At 70.8% G+C, this 17,140-nt stretch carries 15 protein-coding genes; 4 read left to right on the forward strand and 11 right to left on the reverse strand.

Annotated features, from left to right (window positions below):
- Positions 1–167: 167 nt before the first annotated feature.
- Positions 168–716, reverse strand: coding sequence for an RNA 2'-phosphotransferase (locus ACIF9R_RS11815; protein WP_399977730.1), 549 nt, complete (start codon positions 714–716; stop codon positions 168–170).
- A gap of 162 nt (positions 717–878) precedes the next feature.
- On the reverse strand, positions 879–2,636 hold the full coding sequence (locus ACIF9R_RS11820; RefSeq protein ID WP_399977732.1) for an SDR family oxidoreductase: 1,758 nt from the start codon (positions 2,634–2,636) through the stop codon (positions 879–881).
- A 159-nt stretch (positions 2,637–2,795) separates the two neighbouring features.
- Between ACIF9R_RS11820 and ACIF9R_RS11825 the strand changes: the two genes are divergently transcribed.
- From ACIF9R_RS11825 to ACIF9R_RS11840, 4 genes are read left to right on the forward strand one after another with little or no spacing between them, the layout of a single operon-like run.
- On the forward strand, positions 2,796–3,842 hold the full coding sequence (locus ACIF9R_RS11825; RefSeq protein WP_399977734.1) for an ABC transporter ATP-binding protein: 1,047 nt from the start codon (positions 2,796–2,798) through the stop codon (positions 3,840–3,842).
- On the forward strand, positions 3,832–4,746 hold the full coding sequence (locus ACIF9R_RS11830; protein WP_399977737.1) for an ABC transporter permease: 915 nt from the start codon (positions 3,832–3,834) through the stop codon (positions 4,744–4,746). Before ACIF9R_RS11825 ends, ACIF9R_RS11830 begins: the two co-directional genes overlap by 11 nt.
- Positions 4,743–5,654, forward strand: coding sequence for an ABC transporter ATP-binding protein (locus ACIF9R_RS11835; protein ID WP_399977739.1), 912 nt, complete (start codon positions 4,743–4,745; stop codon positions 5,652–5,654). Before ACIF9R_RS11830 ends, ACIF9R_RS11835 begins: the two co-directional genes overlap by 4 nt.
- Positions 5,655–5,664: 10 nt before the next feature.
- Entirely contained in the window at positions 5,665–6,384 is a 720-nt protein-coding gene (locus ACIF9R_RS11840) for an ABC transporter permease subunit (protein WP_399977741.1), read from the forward strand.
- A 622-nt stretch (positions 6,385–7,006) separates the two neighbouring features.
- Here ACIF9R_RS11840 and ACIF9R_RS11845 read toward each other — a convergent pair.
- The 9 genes from ACIF9R_RS11845 to ACIF9R_RS11885 form a co-directional block, all read right to left on the reverse strand.
- Positions 7,007–7,810, reverse strand: a complete 804-nt coding sequence (locus tag ACIF9R_RS11845; RefSeq protein ID WP_399977743.1) for an HAD family hydrolase — start codon at positions 7,808–7,810, stop codon at positions 7,007–7,009.
- Complete coding sequence (gene serS, locus ACIF9R_RS11850; RefSeq protein ID WP_399977746.1) at positions 7,807–9,084, reverse strand: serine--tRNA ligase; 1,278 nt, start codon at positions 9,082–9,084, stop codon at positions 7,807–7,809. Before serS ends, ACIF9R_RS11845 begins: the two co-directional genes overlap by 4 nt.
- Positions 9,085–9,634: 550 nt before the next feature.
- Positions 9,635–10,567, reverse strand: a complete 933-nt coding sequence (gene pheA, locus ACIF9R_RS11855) for a prephenate dehydratase (protein WP_399977749.1) — start codon at positions 10,565–10,567, stop codon at positions 9,635–9,637.
- A 70-nt stretch (positions 10,568–10,637) separates the two neighbouring features.
- A complete protein-coding gene (gene efeB / locus ACIF9R_RS11860; protein WP_399977753.1) occupies positions 10,638–11,924 on the reverse strand; it encodes an iron uptake transporter deferrochelatase/peroxidase subunit in 1,287 nt (428 codons plus the stop codon).
- A gap of 6 nt (positions 11,925–11,930) precedes the next feature.
- The gene (locus ACIF9R_RS11865) at positions 11,931–13,979 is read right to left on the reverse strand and encodes a copper resistance CopC/CopD family protein (RefSeq protein WP_399977756.1); all 2,049 of its coding nucleotides are present in this window, start codon (positions 13,977–13,979) and stop codon (positions 11,931–11,933) included.
- Positions 13,980–13,992: 13 nt separating this feature from the next.
- On the reverse strand, positions 13,993–14,460 hold the full coding sequence (locus tag ACIF9R_RS11870; protein WP_399977757.1) for a copper chaperone PCu(A)C: 468 nt from the start codon (positions 14,458–14,460) through the stop codon (positions 13,993–13,995).
- Entirely contained in the window at positions 14,457–15,104 is a 648-nt protein-coding gene (locus ACIF9R_RS11875; protein WP_399977759.1) for an SCO family protein, read from the reverse strand. Before ACIF9R_RS11875 ends, ACIF9R_RS11870 begins: the two co-directional genes overlap by 4 nt.
- 95 nt (positions 15,105–15,199) lie before the next feature.
- Positions 15,200–15,949: a YcnI family protein gene (locus ACIF9R_RS11880; RefSeq protein ID WP_399977761.1), complete on the reverse strand. Its 750-nt coding sequence runs from the start codon at positions 15,947–15,949 to the stop codon at positions 15,200–15,202.
- A gap of 213 nt (positions 15,950–16,162) precedes the next feature.
- A complete protein-coding gene (locus ACIF9R_RS11885; protein WP_399977764.1) occupies positions 16,163–16,975 on the reverse strand; it encodes a hypothetical protein in 813 nt (270 codons plus the stop codon).
- Between the last annotated feature and the right edge of the window lie 165 nt (positions 16,976–17,140).

Raw genomic sequence — 17,140 nt, forward strand, 5'->3', positions numbered from 1 at the left:
ATGCGGCACCGCAGGTTTCACGTGAAACGTCGTCCCTCGCGCGTCATCGCACCTGTGCGCTCAGCCAGGGGACGAGGACGAGCAGGGGAATGAACGACGAGCCCCCGGAGAGCGGTGACAGCGGCCTCGGTGCTGGGGAGGTGGTCCCTAGAGCTGATCATGCGGCCTCAGTGGCCGCCGGGGAAACGCAGATACCGGCTCGGTACGGTCTGGGTCAGCCACACGCCGTTCGCGCTGATGTGGAAGACGTGTCCGTCGCGGTGCATCGCGCCCGCGTCCACGGACAGCACGACCGGCCGGCCCCGGCGGGCACCGACGCGGGTCGCGGTCTCACGGTCCTCGGAGAGGTGCACGGCGTGGCGGTTCATGGGCCGCAGTCCTTCGGCCCGGATCGCCTCCAGGTTCCGGGCGACGGTGCCGTGGTACAGATACGGCGGTGGCGTGGCCGTCGGCAGGCCGAGGTCGATGTCGACGCTGTGCCCCTGGCTGGCACGGATCCGGGTGCCCTCGACGGTGAAACGCCGCTTGTCGTTGGTGGCGACGGCATGGTCCAGTTCCTCCCGGGTCAGCCGGAAGCCGTGTGCGGTCGCCGCGGCGATCAGCTCCTCGATCTCGACCCAGCCGCCCTCGTCCAGCGTGAGCCCGATCCTCCCGGGCTGATGGCGCAGATGCTTGGCGATGTACTTCGACACCTTGACGGTGCGTCTCTCATCCATCCGTTCAGACTGCCGGGCGAGGCGCGTATCACGCGATCGATTATGCCGAACAGGTTTGATCCACAGCCAAGTGCGGTTATCCACAGGGAAATTGGCGCCCGCTGTGGATAATGGGCCCGCCTCGAGCAGCTCCTCACCGCCTCGGCCCGCATCGCACCCCCCTCACACCGGCGGCCTCACCCGCGCGATCCTGCGCAGCACACCCGGCATCCACCGGGAGAGCGCATACGCCGTGCGTGCCTCCGGGGTGACCGGTACCACCGCCTCGTCGCGCACCACCGCCCGCAGGATCGCGGCAGCGACCTTCTCCGGCGGGTAGTCGCGCAACTCGTACAGGCGCGCCGTCCGCTTCCGCAGGCGCCGCTCCTCCTCGGCGTCCGCGCCGGCGAAGCGCGCGGTGGACGTGATGGCGGTGTTGACGAATCCCGGGCAGATCGCCGTCACCCCGATCCCCTGTCCCGCCAGCTCCGCGCGCAGGCACTCGCTCAGCATCAGCACCGCGGCCTTCGACGTGCTGTAGGCGGGCAGCGCCCGGGACGGCTGGAACGCGGCCGCCGAGGCGACGTTCACGATGTGGCCGCCCTGTCGGCGGTCGGCCATCCGCCTCCCGAAGAGCCGGCACCCGTGGATCACGCCCCACAGGTTGACGTCGAGGACCCTCCTCCAGTCCTCCGTCGTGGTGTCGAAGAAGGAGCCGCCGAGTCCGACGCCCGCGTTGTTCACCAGGATGTCCACCACCCCGTGCTCGGTGGTGACCCGCTCCGCCAGTTTCTCCATGGCCTGCTCGTCGGACACGTCCACGGTCTCCGCCCAGGCCGCCGCCGCACCGCCACGGCGTGCCTCCTCGGCGGTGCGGGCCGCGGCCTCCGCGTCCCGGTCGACCACCAGCACACGCGCGCCCGCCTCGGCGAAGGCGAGCGAGGTGGCCCGGCCGATGCCGCTGCCCGCTCCCGTGACCAGGACCAGCCGACCGCTCAACCGGTCGGCGTACCGGCCCCGGCCCGGCACCTGCGCCCGGCCGGCCTCCACGGACGTCACGAAGTCGGAGATCCACGTCGCCAGCCGGTCCGGGCGGCTGCGCGGCACCCAGTGCTTCGCCGGCAGCGTCCGCCGGGTCAGCCGCGGCGCCCACCGCTCCAGATCCTCGTAGAGCCGCTCCGAGAGGAACACGTCCCGCAGCGGAGTGATGAGCTGCACGGGCGCGTGCGCGTAGGCGTCGGCGCGCGGGGCGCGCAGCCGGCGGCGCACATTGTCCCGGTAGAGCCAGGCCCCGTGCGCCGCGTCCGACGGCAGGGACGGGGTCGGGTAGCCGTCGCCGGGCACCTTCTCGAGGTGTTCGAGGATCCGCGGCCACGTCCTGCCGAGCGGTCCGCGCCAGGCCAGCTCCGGCAGTACGGGTGTGTGCAGCAGGTAGATGTACCAGGACTTGGCGCCCTGCCCCAGCAACTGGCCCACCCGGCGCGGGGTCGGCCGCCTCACCCGGCGGTCGATCCAGTGCCCGAAGTGGTCGAGCGAGGGTCCCGATATCGAGGTGAAGGACGCGATCCGCCCCTCGGTGTGCCGGACCGTCACGAACTCCCAGGACTGCACCGAGCCCCAGTCGTGCCCCACCAGATGCACCGGCCGGTCAGGGCTCACCGCGTCCACGACGGCCAGGAAGTCCCCGGTCAGCTTCTCCAGGGTGAACCCGCCGCGCAGCGGACGCGGCGCCGTGGACCGGCCATGGCCCCGGACGTCGTACGCCACGACGTGGAACCGCTCCGCGAGCCGCGGCGCGACCTCGGACCACACCTCCTTGCTGTCCGGATAGCCGTGCACCAGCACGACCGTCGGCCGTGCGGGGTCCCCGAGCTCGGCCACACACAGCTCGACCCCGTCCGTACGCACCCGGCGCTCCCGCGCACCACTCCATCGCGTCACACCGGCGAATGTGGCAGTCGCCGAAGGGCCCGTCAACGGCGCCCCGAGCCCTGTGCATAACTCTCAGGCAGGGCTTCCCTTACGGGACCGTACGACTCCAGGGGGATCCCGGAACGGCTCTCCGGTCTGACGACCGCAGTGGTCCGGGTCACTACCGTCATGGATGTGACTGTGATCGCGACCGAAAGCCTGAGCAAGCGGTTCCCCCGGGTGACCGCTCTTGACCGGCTCTCCGTGGACGTCGGGCCCGGTGTGACCGGACTCGTCGGAGCCAATGGAGCCGGCAAGTCCACACTGATCAAGATCCTTCTGGGTCTGTCCCCCGCCACCGAGGGCCGAGCCGAGGTGCTCGGACTCGATGTCGTCACCAAGGGCCCCGCCATCCGCGAGCGGGTCGGCTACATGCCGGAGCACGACTGTCTGCCGCCGGACGTCTCGGCCACCGAGTTCGTCGTCCACATGGCGCGCATGTCCGGTCTGCCGCCCACCGCCGCGCGGGAGCGCACCGCGGACACGCTGCGTCACGTCGGCCTGTACGAGGAGCGCTACCGCCCCATCGGGGGCTACTCGACCGGCATGAAGCAGCGCGTGAAACTCGCGCAGGCCCTGGTGCACGACCCCCAGCTGGTCTTCCTGGACGAGCCGACCAACGGCCTCGACCCGGTCGGCCGCGACGAGATGCTCGGCCTGATCCGCCGGATCCACACCGACTTCGGCATCTCCGTCCTGGTCACCTCCCACCTGCTGGGCGAACTCGAACGCACCTGCGACCACGTCGTCGTCATCGACGGCGGAAAGCTGCTGCGCTCCAGCTCCACCACCGACTTCACCCAGACCACCACGACCCTCGCCATCGAGGTCACCGACACCGACGAGCACCCGGACGGCACCCGCGCGGTGCGCGAGGCGCTCCGCGGGCGCGGGGTGAGCGTCGAGGACGGCAGCGGACTGCCGGGCGCCGGACACGTCCTGCTGCTCACCACACAGGGCGAGGAGACGTACGACGTGGTGCGCGACGTCATCGCGGATCTCGGCCTCGGCCTGGTGCGCATGGAACAGCGCCGGCACCACATCTCCGAGGTCTTCACCGACAACGAACACGACAACGAACACGACAACGAACACGACAACGAACACGACAACGCACACGACACCGAAGCGAACAGCGACGAGCAGCGGAAGGAGGCGGTCGGCCGTGGCAACTGAGCAGTCCCTCCAGACACCCGCCACTGCGCCGGGTGACACCCGTATCCACAACATCGGCTACCGCTCCTACGACGGCCCCCGCCTGGGCCGCGGTTACGCGCGGCTGTCGCTGTACTCGCAGTCCCTGCGCGGCTCCTACGGCCTCGGCCGCTCGGTGAAGTCCAAGGTGCTGCCGATGCTGTTGTTCGTGGTCATGTGCGTGCCCGCCGCCATCATGGTGGCCGTCGCGGTCGCCACCAAGGCCAAGGACCTTCCCCTGGACTACACGCGGTACGCGATCGTCATGCAGGCCGTCATCAGCCTGTACGTCGCCTCGCAGGCGCCCCAGTCGGTCTCGCGCGACCTGCGCTTCAAGACCGTACCCCTGTATTTCTCGCGGCCCATCGAGACCGCCGACTACGTGCGCGCCAAGTTCGCCGCCCTGGCCTCGGCCCTGTTCATTCTCACCGCCGCCCCCCTCCTGGTGCTCTACGTCGGCGCGCTGCTGGCCAAGCTCGACTTCACCGACCAGACCAAGGGATTCGCACAGGGACTCGTCTCCGTGGCACTGCTCTCGCTGCTCTTCGCCGGTATCGGCCTGGTCATCGCGTCGGTCACCCCGCGCCGGGGCTTCGGCATCGCGGCCGTGATCGCCGTACTCACCATCTCCTACGGCGCCGTCTCCACCCTCCAGGCTATCGCGGACGTCCAGGGCAACGGCGACGCCGCCACCTGGATCGGCCTGTTCTCGCCGATCACCCTCATCGACGGCGTGCAGTCCGCCTTCCTGGGCGCGACGTCCGCCTTCCCCGGCGGGGTGGGCCCGGGCAACGCCGAGGGCGTCGTCTACGTCCTGTTCACGCTCGGCCTGATCGCCGCCTGCTACGGCCTTCTGGTGCGCCGCTACAAGAAGGTGGGCCTGTGACCACGCTCAGCATCGACCACGTCTCCCGCTGGTTCGGCAACGTGGTCGCCGTCAACGACATCACGATGACCATCGGCCCCGGCGTCACCGGCCTCCTCGGCCCCAACGGTGCCGGGAAGTCCACCCTCATCAACATGATGGGCGGCTTCCTCGCCCCCTCCACCGGATCCGTCACCCTCGACGGACAGCAGGTGTGGCGCAACGAGGCCATCTACCGGCACATCGGCATCGTCCCCGAGCGCGAGGCGATGTACGACTTCCTGACCGGCCGCGAATTCGTCGTCGCCAACGCCGAACTGCACGGCCTGGGCGCCAAGGCCGCCCAGAAGGCGCTGGCCACGGTCGAGATGGAGTACGCGCAGGACCGGAAGATCGCCACGTACTCCAAGGGCATGCGACAGCGCGTGAAGATGGCCTCCGCGCTGGTCCACGAGCCGTCGCTGCTGCTGCTGGACGAGCCCTTCAACGGCATGGACCCGCGCCAGCGCATGCAGTTGATGGACCTGCTGCGGCGCATGGGCGACGACGGCCGCACCGTGCTGTTCTCGTCCCACATCCTCGAAGAGGTCGAGCAGCTCGCCTGGCACATCGAGGTCGTCGTCGCCGGCCGGCACGCGGCCAGTGGTGACTTCCGCAGGATCCGCCGCCTGATGACGGACCGGCCGCACCGCTATCTGGTGCGTTCCAGCGACGACCGCGCGCTCGCGGCCGCGCTGATCGCCGACCCGTCGACGTCCGGCATCGAGGTGGACGTGGCGGAGGGCGCCCTGCGCATCCAGGCCGTCGACTTCGGCCGCTTCACCTCCCTGCTGCCGAAGGTCGCGCGCGAGCACGGCATCCGGCTGCTCACGGTCTCGCCGTCCGACGAGTCCCTCGAGTCCGTCTTCTCGTATCTCGTCGCGGCGTAGGAGGCCCCTGATGTACGACCCCACAGTCGCCCGGCTCACCTACCGGGCCCTGCTCGGCCGGCGCCGGGCCCTCATCCTGGGGGCGCTGCCCCTGCTGCTGATCGCGATCTCCCTGGCGGTGCGCGGCCTCGCCGGCGCCGAAGACCAGACCGCTGCCGATGTCCTGGGCGGGCTCGCGCTGGCCACCATGGTGCCCATCATCGGTGTCATCGCGGGCACCGGCGCGATCGGTCCCGAGATCGACGACGGCTCGGTGGTGTACCTGCTGTCCAAGCCGATCAAGCGGCCCACGATCATCTACACCAAACTGATCGTCGCGGTCGCCGTCACGATGGTGTTCTCCGCGGTGCCGACGCTGATCGCGGGCTTCATCCTGAACGGCAACGGCCAGCAGGTCGCCGTCGCCTACACGGTGGCCGCGCTGGTCGCCTCCATCGCCTACGCGGCCCTCTTCCTGCTGCTCGGCACGGTCTCGCGGCACGCGGTGGTGTTCGGGCTGGTCTACGCGCTGATCTGGGAGGCGCTGTTCGGCTCCCTGGTGCCCGGCGCGCGCACGCTGAGCGTCCAGCAGTGGTCGCTGGCCGTGGCCCAGAAGGTCTCCGGCAATGACCTGGTCACCTCGGACGTGGGTCTGACGACCGCGACGGTGCTGCTCGCCGTCGTGACGGTGCTGGCCACCTGGTACGCCGGTCAGAAGCTGCGCTCCCTGACGCTCGCCGGCGAGGAGTGAGAACCGGCGAGGGGTGAGAACCCCTCGCCCCTGACGGGGACGTCGCAGCATATGAGGGCGACCGGGACGACATGGTGCGGGTCGGCGGCCCGGTACGCGCCGCCGGCCCGGCCGTAGTCTCGGGCCGGTTCTTGGGAACGTCCCGCCGACGCGGGTGGCGGCGCCGCTGACAGCGACAGCGGCGCCGCCCGCCGGTTTAATCGGTGGCGTCCTGTTCGTCCCGCGGGCAGAGTGGTGGTGTCCGCATCGCCGGGAACGTCCGGCGTCCAAGTGCCGGGAGAGGAGCGGGACGACGCCCATGCACGGCAGTACGTCCAGCTCCCGTCAGGGCAGCCCGCGGCGCACTCCGGAGTGATCCCTACCGCTCCGTCGAGTCCGCCCCGCACGGGGAACTGCCCGGGGCGGCCGCTTCGAGCACGCGCACTGCGCCGCGTGGGCCGCCCTTCCCTTCTTCGCCTCGTCGGAGGCGGTCGTCCGAGGTGAGGCGGCCGGGTGGTGCGGTGGACGTCGGCGCCGGGAGGTGCCGCTCCGCCGCTGCCCACTCGCGCAGCCGAGCCACTGCTGCCCGCAGCCGAGCCACCGCTGCCCCTGCCGAGCCACCGCTGCCCGCAGCCGCGGCACGCTACGCGAGCAGCCGCTCCACGACCACCGCGATGCCGTCCTCATCATTGGAGGTCGTCACCTCGTCGGCCACCGCCTTCACTTCGTGGTGGGCGTTGGCCATGGCCACGCCCTGCGCGGACCAGGCGAACATCGGGAGGTCGTTGGGCATGTCGCCGAAGGCGATCGTCTCCGCCGCCTTCGCGCCCAGCCGGCGTGCCGCCAGTGACAGCCCCGTCGCCTTCGACAGGCCGAGCGGAAGCAGCTCGACGATGCCCTCGCCCGCCATGGTGACCGTGACGAAACCGCCTGCGGTACGGGCGGCGGCCTCGGCGAGCTCGTCTGAGGTCAGGTCCGGATGCTGGATGTACAGCTTGTTCAGGGGCGCCGACCACACATCGGAGGCGTCCGTGAACGGGATCGCGGGCAGTGCGCCCTGGACCTCGTACCCGGGGCCGACCAGCACCTCGCCGTCCAGGCCGTCGCGGCTGGCCGCGAGGTACAGCGGGCCGACCTCCGCCTCGATCTTGGCCAGCGCCAGCCCGGCCAGCTGCCGGTCCAGCGTCACCGACGTCAGCAGGCGGTGCGCGCCCGCGTCGTACACCTGTGCGCCCTGGCCGCAGACGGCGAGCCCGGTGTAACCGAGGTCGTCGAGTATGGGGCGCGTCCAGGGCACCGCGCGGCCGGTGACGACGATGTGCGCGGCGCCCGCCGCGGTGGCCGCGGCGAGCGCGTCACGGGTGCGCCGCGAGACCGAGTGGTCGTCGCGCAGCAGCGTGCCGTCGAGATCGGTGGCGATGAGCCGGTAGGGGAAGGCCGCGCTCACTTGGCGACCGGTTCCAGGAGCTCCCGGCCGCCCAGGTACGGACGCAGCACCTCCGGCACGCGGACCGAGCCGTCGGCCTGCTGGTGGTTCTCCAGGACGGCCACGATGGTACGGGGTACGGCGCACAGCGTGCCGTTGAGCGTGGCCAGCGGGCGCACCTTCTTGTCCTCGCGGACCCGGATCGACAGCCGGCGCGACTGGAACTCGGTGCAGTCCGAGGTCGAGGTCAGCTCGCGGTACTTCCCCTGGGTCGGGATCCACGCCTCGCAGTCGTACTTACGCGCCGCCGAGGAGCCCAGGTCACCCGAGGCGACGTCGATCACGCGGAACGGCAGCTCCAGCGAGGTCAGCCACTGCTTCTCCCACTCCAGCAGCCGCTGGTGCTCCGCCTGCGAGTCCTCCGGGGCGACGTACGAGAACATCTCGACCTTGTCGAACTGGTGTACGCGGAAGATGCCCCGGGTGTCCTTGCCGTGCGAACCGGCCTCGCGGCGGAAGCAGGGCGAGAAGCCCGCGTACCGCAGCGGCAGCCGGTCGGCGTCGATGATCTCGTCCATGTGGTACGCGGCGAGCGGCACCTCGGACGTGCCGACCAGGTAGAGGTCGTCCTTGTCCAGGTGGTAGACGTCCTGCGCGGCCTGACCGAGGAAGCCCGTACCCGCCATGGACTGGGGACGGACCAGCGCCGGGGTCAGCATCGGAGTGAAGCCGGCTGCGGTGGCCTGGGCGATCGCCGCGTTCACCAGGGCGAGCTCCAGGAGGGCGCCGACACCGGTGAGGAAATAGAAGCGCGAGCCGGAGACCTTGGCACCGCGTTCGACGTCGATGGCGCCGAGGATCTGGCCGAGTTCGAGGTGGTCCTTGGGGGCGAAGCCCTCGGCGCCGAAGTCGCGGATGCTGCCGTGCGTCTCCAGTGTGGTGAAGTCCTCCTCGCCGCCGACGGGAACGTCGGGGTGGACGAGGTTGCTCAGCCGGAGCAGGAGCTCCTGTGTCTCGGTGGCGGCGGCGTCCCGGTCGGCGTCGGCGGCCTTGACGTCGGCCTTGAGCTGTTCCGCCTTGCTCAGCAGCTCGGCCTTCTCGTCGCCGGACGCCTTGGGGATGAGCTTGCCGAGTGCCTTCTGCTCGGCGCGCAGTTCGTCGAAGCGGACGCCGGACGACCTGCGCCGCTCGTCGGCAGACAGGAGGGCGTCGACGAGCGCGACGTCCTCTCCACGGGCGCGCTGCGAAGCGCGCACACGGTCGGGGTCCTCACGAAGCAGGCGAAGGTCAATCACGTGGTCAAGGCTACCGGTGCGGGACGACGGCTCACGACTGACTATTGCGCGAGTTGCTTACGTCCCGTTATGAGGGAAATGCGCATTGTGTTCAATGAGGTCAATTAATGAGACCCTGCCCCTGGAATGGGTCAGTCCATGGGCTGCCGGTTGACCGGAACCCCTTGCCCGCGGCGGGACTTGAAGATCGGTTGTCCACAGGGATCCCCCTCTGTGCGGAAGTTATCCACAGGTTGTGGGGAAAGTCTGTGGACTTCGGAATGGATCACTCCGAAACGCGCGGCCGGTGCCGGGGATTCCCCGCACAAATCCCCTCTAGCGCCACTTTTGAGTGGAAAGAGTTCGCCCCAAAGGGTGGGGCAACGGAAAAGAGTGGACGAAGGCCGACGTGCGGAACGGTGAACACGATCATGCCGGGAAGGGTGATTTGTCGACCGGATGAGGCTTCGGTGTCGACTTGTCCCCAGGTCGAGAAGCGGACCTGTGGATAACTTCTGTGGATAACGACAATCAGCAGGTAGGACCGGGCCGACCGATGCGGACGCCCCTCTCAGAACCGGCCGTCCTGGCACCGCGCCACCCAGTCCGCCGCTCCCACGAACTCTTCGTCCGACGTGCCGGGGAGCAGCGGCCGCACCTCTCCCGGCCGCACATCCGCGCGCGGGTACGAACCGAGGTAGCGCACCTGAAGGCAGATCCGCTTGAGCCCCATCAACGCCTCGGCCATCCGGCGGTCCGAGATATGCCCCTCGGCGTCGATGCAGAAGCAGTAGTTGCCGATTCCGGCACCGGTGGGGCGGGACTGGAGCAGCATCAGGTTGATGCCCCGTGTGGCGAACTCGCCCAGCAGGTCGCGCAGACCACCGGGGTGGTCGTCGCGCTGCCACAGCACGACGGAGGTCTTGTCGGCTCCCGTGGGCGCCGCAGGCCGGGCAGGGCGGCCCACCAGCACGAACCTGGTCTGCGCGTTCTCCGCGTCGTGGATCTCCCGCTCCAGGATCTCCAGGCCGTACCGCGCCGCAGCGAACTCACCGGCGAAGGCGGCGTCGTACCGGCCTTCCTGGACCAGGCGGGCGCCGTCCGCGTTGGAGGCGGCCGACTCCCAGACGGCGTCCGGGAGATGCGTCTTCAGCCAGTTGCGCACCTGCGGCTGGGCGGCCGGATGGGCGGTGACCGTCTTGACGTCCGACAGCTTGGTGCCCGGACGCACGAGCAGCGCGAAGGTGATCGACAGCAGCACCTCGCGGTAGATCATCAGCGGGGCGCCGGCGACGAGCTCGTCGAGGGTGGTGGTGATCCCGCCCTCGACCGAGTTCTCGATGGGGACGAAAGCGGCCTCGGCCTCGCCCACCCGGACGGCGTCGAGCGCGGACTGCACGGACACGTAAGGGATCAGCTCACGGGTCGCCGCCTCGGGAAGCGTGCGGAGGGCGACTTCCGTGAAGGTGCCCTCTGGGCCGAGATACGCATAGCTCGCTGGCATGTCCTCACCCTAATGGGCCCGCCCCGACGGCGGCGCCCTGAGAGCTCCCAGGGGTGACGTCGGGCCCTTCTCATCCCTCCAGCAGCGCCTGCCCCACATACTCTCCGTCCGCCGCGCCGCCCGGGACCGCGAACAGTCCGCTCGCCTCGTGACGGACGAACGGCGTCAGCGCGTCGCCCCGGTCCAGCTTGCGCTGCACCGGAACGAAGCCCCGCAGGGGATCCGCCTGCCAGCAGATGAACAGCAGGCCCGCGTCCGGCACCCCGTCCGTGCCGATGCCGTCGTGGTACGAGAACGGGCGGCGGAGCATCGCCGCCCCGCCGTTCTGGTCGGGGCGGGTGATCCTCGCGTGGGCGTTGAAGGGGACCACTAGATCGCCCCGGGCGTCGGTCTTCTCCAGGTCCATCTCGGAGGTCTCGCTGCCCCCGGACAGCGGCGCCCCGTCGGACTTGCGGCGCCCGATCACCTGCTCCTGCTCCTTGACCGACAGGTTCTCCCAGTCGTCCAGCAGCATGCGGATACGGCGCACGACGGCGTAGGAGCCGTTCGCCATCCAGGCGGGCTCCCCCTGTTCCGGTACGAAGATCCGCTGGTCGAAGTCGGAGTCGGCGGGCCTGGGGTTGCGGGTGCCGTCGATCTGGCCCATGAGGTTACGGGCGGTCATGGGGTGGGAGGTGGCGCCCGGCGAACGGTTGAAGCCGTTCATCTGCCAGCGCACCCTGGCCGCCGAACCCGCGTCCTTCTGGACGGCACGCAGGGCGTGAAAGGCCACGAGGGCGTCGTCGGCGCCGATCTGCACCCACAGGTCGCCGTTGCTGCGTGTCCTGTCCAGGCGGTCGGAGGAGAAGTCGGGCAGCGGGTCCAGGGCGACCGGGCGCTGCTTCGCCAGCCCCGTGCGCCCGAAGAAGCTGTGGCCGAAGCCGAAGGTGAGGGTCAGCGAGGAGGGGCCGGCGTCGCGGGCCACATCGGTGTCGCCGTGTGCGCTCGGCTCGCCCGCCATCAGGCGGCGGGCCGTGTCCGACCAGCGGCGCAACAGGGCGGCCGCCTCCTTGCGGCCGGCGCCGGGTCCGAGATCGAAGGCGACGAGATGCCCCCGGGACTGGAGCGGTTGCGTGATGCCGGGCTGATGTTTCACGTGAAACTGCACCCGGTTGTCGCCCACCGATGTCAGCGGAGTGGCACCGGCGGGCGCCGACGCGTATCCGACGGCTCCGCCCGCCGCTCCGAGGGCGAGCCCGGTGGCGCCCGCTGTGCCGAGCAGCCGACGGCGGGAGATGCCTTCCCCGGCGTCCCGTCCGGCGGGTGTGTCCTGAGGTCGATCCGGGGTGCGGACCTGTGAGAGGGAATGGTCAGCCATGGTGGTTCAGCCGATCTGCGCGTTCTTCGAAACGGTCACCTGGTCGACGTCGGAGGTGCGCACGGTCACCTCGATCTTCCAGTCGCCGGCGATGGGGAGCTGTACTCCGCTCGCCGACCAGTGGCCGGTGGTGATGCGGTCGGGGACGACGGGCAGTGGCCCGATGCCCTGGGCGGTGAGGGTGAAGGCGACCTTCACCTCAGGGATGTCGACGGCCCGGCCGTCCGGGCCCTCCACATAGACGTGCATGACGTTGTCGCCGACGCGGGCGGGATCGAGGTCGATGGTGACGACACCCTTGCCGCTCTCGCCGCCTCCGGTGTCGAAGGGCATGTTCAGCGTCACCGCCCCGGTGCCCTGACCGGTGGACGCCGATGCCGAGGACGAGGAGGCACCGGCCGCCTTGGCCTCCTGTTCCGTGCGTCCCGGTTCGGTCTGGGTCAGCACGGTGGTGACGGCAAGCAGGACGACGGCGATGCCCGTCTCGGCGAGTACGGAGCGGCGCAGACCCGAACGGTGGGGGTCGGCGTCCCGCAGGCGCTTCTGCCGCGCGGTCTCCATCGCGGTCCGCTGCCGGGCGAGCTGAGCGGCCCGGGCGGATCCCGCACCGGCCGTCTCCGCGGCGCTGGACGCCGCCTTCGTGTCCTTCGAGTCCCTGGCCGGTGGGGTCTGCCCGACGGGGACGGCGTCCTTCCGGGCACCGGACCTCCCGGTGTCCGCCGTCGACGTGCCGGACGTGCCCGCTCCGGCCTCCTGCACGGGCATCTCCGCCAGCCGCGCCGTCCAGCGCCGTGAGACGGTGGCGACTCCGACCAGCGCCACCACGAGCGCGATCTTGACGAGCAGGAGCTGCCCGTACCGGGTGTCGGTGAAGGCCGACCAGGAGCCGAGCTGCCGCCAGCTCTGGTAGATCCCCGTGACGACCAGCGCGATCACGCTCCCGAAGGCGAGCCGTGAGAAGCGCCGGACGGCGTCCTGGCCGACCGGCGTCTCCGCGGGCGCCCGGAAGAGCGCGACGAGCAGCGCGGTGAGCCCGCCGAGCCAGGCGGCGACGGCCAGCAGATGCACCACGTCGACCGGCATGGCGATACCCCGCTGGAGCCCTTGGGAGGCGTGCTCGGACATCGCCCAGCTCGCGGCGATCCCGGCTGCCACGACCGTTCCGCCGATCGCGAGCCCAAAGGTCAGATCCCGCTTCTCCTCCGCCTCGTCCGCTTCTTCCGCGTCGTTCCGGCGGCGCGCGGCGCCGTCGTCCGGGGCGGTGGCGGACGCCGGGCGGGCGTAGGCACCGAACAGCACGGCGATGAACAGGGCCGCCGCGGCGAGCAGCAGCAGCCGGGACACCAGCGCCGCGCCCGTCTTGGTCTGGAGCACGTCCCCGAGCAGCGAGAGGTCGAAGATGTCGCCGGGCTTGCCCGAGGTGGTGTAGGAGCCCCGCAGAAGCAGCAGCCCGAGCGTGGCGGCGGTGAGCGCCAGCCAACCGGACACGATCAGCCGCTGCACCGCCCGTACCCCGGCGCCGCGATTCCAGCAGGCGAGCACGAAGGCGGCACCACCGGCCAGGACGACGAAGCCGGCGTACGACACGTACCTGCCGAAGCCGTACAGCCATCCGACCAGGCCGTCGTCGGAGCCCTGCGCGGAGACCGAGACGGATGTCTCGGAGGGGGAGCCGATGGAGAAGGTGAAGGCCCCGGCGACGGGATGGCTGTCCGCCGACACCACCTGGTAGGCCACGGTGTACGTGCCGTCGGGCAGTCCGCTGAGCAGCCGCACGCTGTACGTCGTGCCGCTCGGATTGGCCGGGTCCCCCTTGTCCACCCGCTGTCCCTGCGGATCGAGCACCCGCACGGCGTCGTCGCTCACCGCGATCTGTTCGGAGAAGGTGAGTGAGACCTGGGTGGGTGCCGTGTCGACCACCGCCCCCCGTTCGGGGTCACTGCCGGTCAGCGCGGCGTGCGCGGATGCGGGCGCGGCACCGGCGAGGAGTGCGCCGGTGACGGCCAGGAACAGCAGCACCAGGGTCCGCGCCCGGGGGGCGATGGTCTGGGTCACAGGGGTGTCTCCCTCAGTGTCCGGTCTTCGGGTGGTAGGTGGCCGGTTTGACCGGAATCTCGACCGTGACGGTGCCGGACCGGTCGAAGTGCAGCTCGACGGAGACGCTCTGACCCTGCTTCGGCCGCTGCTTCAGCCGCTCGAACATCAGATGGTTGCCGCCGCTCTCCAGCACCAGGCTGCCGTGGGCCGGGATCTCCAGGCCCTCGACCTCCTGCATGGCACCGTCGACGGTCTCGTGGACGGTGACCTGTCCGGCGGCATCGCTGCTGACCGAGGTCAGCCGGTCCGCGGTGCCGCCGTCGTTGGTGATGGTGAGGAAGCCGGCCGCCATGTCGGATACCGGCTGCGGCATGTACGCGGACTCCACGGACAGTTCCGCCGTGCCGTCGCCGGAACCCGAGCCGTCCGCGCCGCCGCATCCGGTGAGGGTCAGCGCCCCGGCGACGACCACCGCTGCCGCGGCCGCCAGGCGCCTCACGGCTTCTCCCCCTTGATGATCTTGGGAAGGTCCTTGGTGTAGTCCTCGACCGTGGCGTCCTCGCCGTAGAGGACGTAACCGCCGTCGGTCTTCGGGGAGAAGGCGATGACCTGGGTGCCGTGGTCGGAGACGGTCCTGCCGTTGTCGTCCTTGCGCGGCGGATCGATGGAGATGCCGAGGGTGCGGGCCCCGGCCTGGATGGTGTCGAAGTCGCCGGTCAGACCGACGACCTGGGAGTCGATGCCCTTGAGCCACGTGCCGAGGGCGGCGGAGGTGTCACGTTCGGGGTCGGTGGTGACGAACACGATCCGCAGTTGGTCCTGCTGGTCCTGCGGCAGCTGCTTCTTCGCCACGGCGAGGTTGTTCATCGTCAGCGGACAGACATCGGGGCAGTGCGTGTAGCCGAAGTAGATGAGGGTGGGCCGGCCGGCGGTCGCCGCACGGAAGTCGTACGGCTTGCCCTGGGTGTCGGTCAGGACGAGATCCGGCTTCTCGAAGGGCTTGTCCAGAACGGTGGCCGCCTTCTGTGAGCCGGCCTCCTCGGACACCACGGCGACGGGATCGCCGCTGTCGCCGCTGCCGCAGGCGGAAAGGGTGAGGGAGGCGGCGGCGAGCAGAGCCGCCGCGAAGGTCTTCTTGCGCATGGATGGTTCCTGAAAGTGAGTGCCCCGGCGGCGCACATCGGGCCGTCACGGGACCGCGGACGGTTCCGGTGCGCGCCGTGGAGAAGGGTGAGGGCTCAGGCGGTGGTGCGCCGACGCCCGGCGAGTACGCCGTAGGCGACGCCCGCCGCGCCGACCACGATGCCGACGACGCCCAGGACACGGGCGGTGGTGTCGGTACCGCCGGAGTCGCTTTCTTCGGACGCGGCGCTGGTCCGGGTGGAGGCGTTCTCGGCCGCCCCGGCGTCGTCGGACGCCTTGTCGTCGGCCGCGGCGCCGTGGTGGTCCCCGGAGGCCTCGGAGAGGGCGAGGACGGGGGCCGGGTTGGCGGGCTCGTCCTGGCCCTTCTGCGGCACCTCGATCCAGCGGACGACCTCCTTGTTGGAGTACGTCTGCAGGGCCTTGAAGACGAGTTCGTCGGCGTCCTCGGGCAGCGTGCCGATGGAGACCGGGAACTTCTGGAAGAAGCCGGGCCGGATGCCGCCGCCCGTGGCGGTCCAGGTGACCTTGGAGACGGCCTCGTTGATCTTCGTGCCGTGCATCTCGAGCGGCTTGTCGAGCTTGGACTTGGTGACCGTGATGTCCCAGCCCTCGACCGGCTGCGGCATCACGGACGCCAGCGGGTGGTCCGTGGGGAAGGTGACCTCGACCTTGGTGGTCGAGGCGTTGTCCCGCTCGTTGGGGACCTTGAAGCCGACGACCGCGTAGCCGCCCTTCGCCGCCTCGCCCTCGGGCTGCACACCGACGTGCGCGAGGGCGGGGGAGGACAGGGCGAGGACGGTGACACCGGCGACGGCACCGGCGGCGGCGATACGGGAAGCCTTCATGGCAGAAGCACTCCGCTTCGATTGAGGTTTCACTGACGGTGAGGGATACGCCGCGCGGGCGACCGGACGGGCCTTCCTGGTGAATTCCCTGGTCGCACACGGACAGAGGGCGCACACGCGCGTGCCGCTCGCAGGCGCCCTCTCCTCACCGGAGACCCGGGAAGCCGGAGGATCCCGAAGACCCGGCAGTGGCGGAGTGGTGGTCGCCTCGCGTCAGGCGGCGAGCACGAGTGCGGTCGGGGCCGCGACGGGCGGGCCCCGGCGGATCACCGTGTGATGGAGCGCGGGAGTGCCGGGTTCCGGAGGCGTGAGCAGTGCGGTACGCGCCGCCGGACGTGGGGTCAGCGGTGCTCCCGGGAGCCCGGTGCGCAGGGCGCGCACCAGTGTGAGGGCCGCGCGGAGGGACCGCATGAGGGCGCCCTCGGCGACACCGTGCGCCGACAGTTCGGCCAGCCGCAGCAGTGCCAGGTCGCCGCGGCGCAGCAGCCACCCCGCGGCCGTCGCCGCGAGGACGTGGCCGAGCAGCATCGGCAGCGACGGCAGCAGGACCGCCGGGGAGCCCCCGGCGTCCGACAGGGCGGCCGCCGCGTGGGGGTGCGCCTCGCCGGGGTGGAGCCGCGCGTCGGTGAGGATGCGCTCGGCCCGCGCGGGGCTGATCCCCGCCGCGGCGGTTCCGCACAGCAGCCGCGCGGCCTGCTCGACCAGCGCGGCATCGGACAGGCCGGACGGCCGGCCGGCGGGGGGTGCGCCGTGCAGCCCCAGGCCAAACAGTGTGTGCAGCGCGGTCTGGCCGAGCGCTAGCGCCGCCGCGATTCCCGGCAGGGAGCGCGCGCGTCCGGCGAGGGGCGCGGCAACCGCGAGCGCGCCGAGGAATCCCGCGCCCAGCGTCCACAGCGGGACGGCGTCGCGGGCGGCGATGGTGTGACCTGCCCCGGCCAGCACGACGCAGACCGCGGCGAAGACCGCGGCCCGCAGAACCCGGAGTCCTCGTCCGGAGCGCGTCGTGCGCGGGTGGGGGGCAGACATGGCGGCCTCATCATCGCACCGGCCCCCCGGTCGCCGTACGGCAGGTCCGCAAGATGAGGTAGGACCGTTGGATCGCCTATGGCATGTGATGCCCGACATACACCGTTCGGGTCCACGACACACCCGCCATATGGGCAGCGTCACGACGACTTCACGCTTACCGCC

The organism is Streptomyces sp. NPDC086080 (assembly GCF_044540255.1).
Taxonomy (GTDB): domain Bacteria; phylum Actinomycetota; class Actinomycetes; order Streptomycetales; family Streptomycetaceae; genus Streptomyces.

Excerpts from the sequence above, each read along its gene's own strand:
- ACIF9R_RS11815 (WP_399977730.1), bottom strand. The coding sequence starts at position 716 with ATGGATGAGAGACGCACCGTCAAGGTGTCGAAGTACATCGCCAAGCAT.
- ACIF9R_RS11825 (WP_399977734.1), top strand. The coding sequence starts at position 2,796 with ATGGATGTGACTGTGATCGCGACCGAAAGCCTGAGCAAGCGGTTCCCC.
- ACIF9R_RS11840 (WP_399977741.1), top strand. The coding sequence starts at position 5,665 with ATGTACGACCCCACAGTCGCCCGGCTCACCTACCGGGCCCTGCTCGGC.
- pheA (WP_399977749.1), bottom strand. The coding sequence starts at position 10,567 with ATGCCAGCGAGCTATGCGTATCTCGGCCCAGAGGGCACCTTCACGGAA.
- efeB (WP_399977753.1), bottom strand. The coding sequence starts at position 11,924 with ATGGCTGACCATTCCCTCTCACAGGTCCGCACCCCGGATCGACCTCAG.
- ACIF9R_RS11875 (WP_399977759.1), bottom strand. The coding sequence starts at position 15,104 with ATGCGCAAGAAGACCTTCGCGGCGGCTCTGCTCGCCGCCGCCTCCCTC.
- ACIF9R_RS11880 (WP_399977761.1), bottom strand. The coding sequence starts at position 15,949 with ATGAAGGCTTCCCGTATCGCCGCCGCCGGTGCCGTCGCCGGTGTCACC.
- ACIF9R_RS11885 (WP_399977764.1), bottom strand. The coding sequence starts at position 16,975 with ATGTCTGCCCCCCACCCGCGCACGACGCGCTCCGGACGAGGACTCCGG.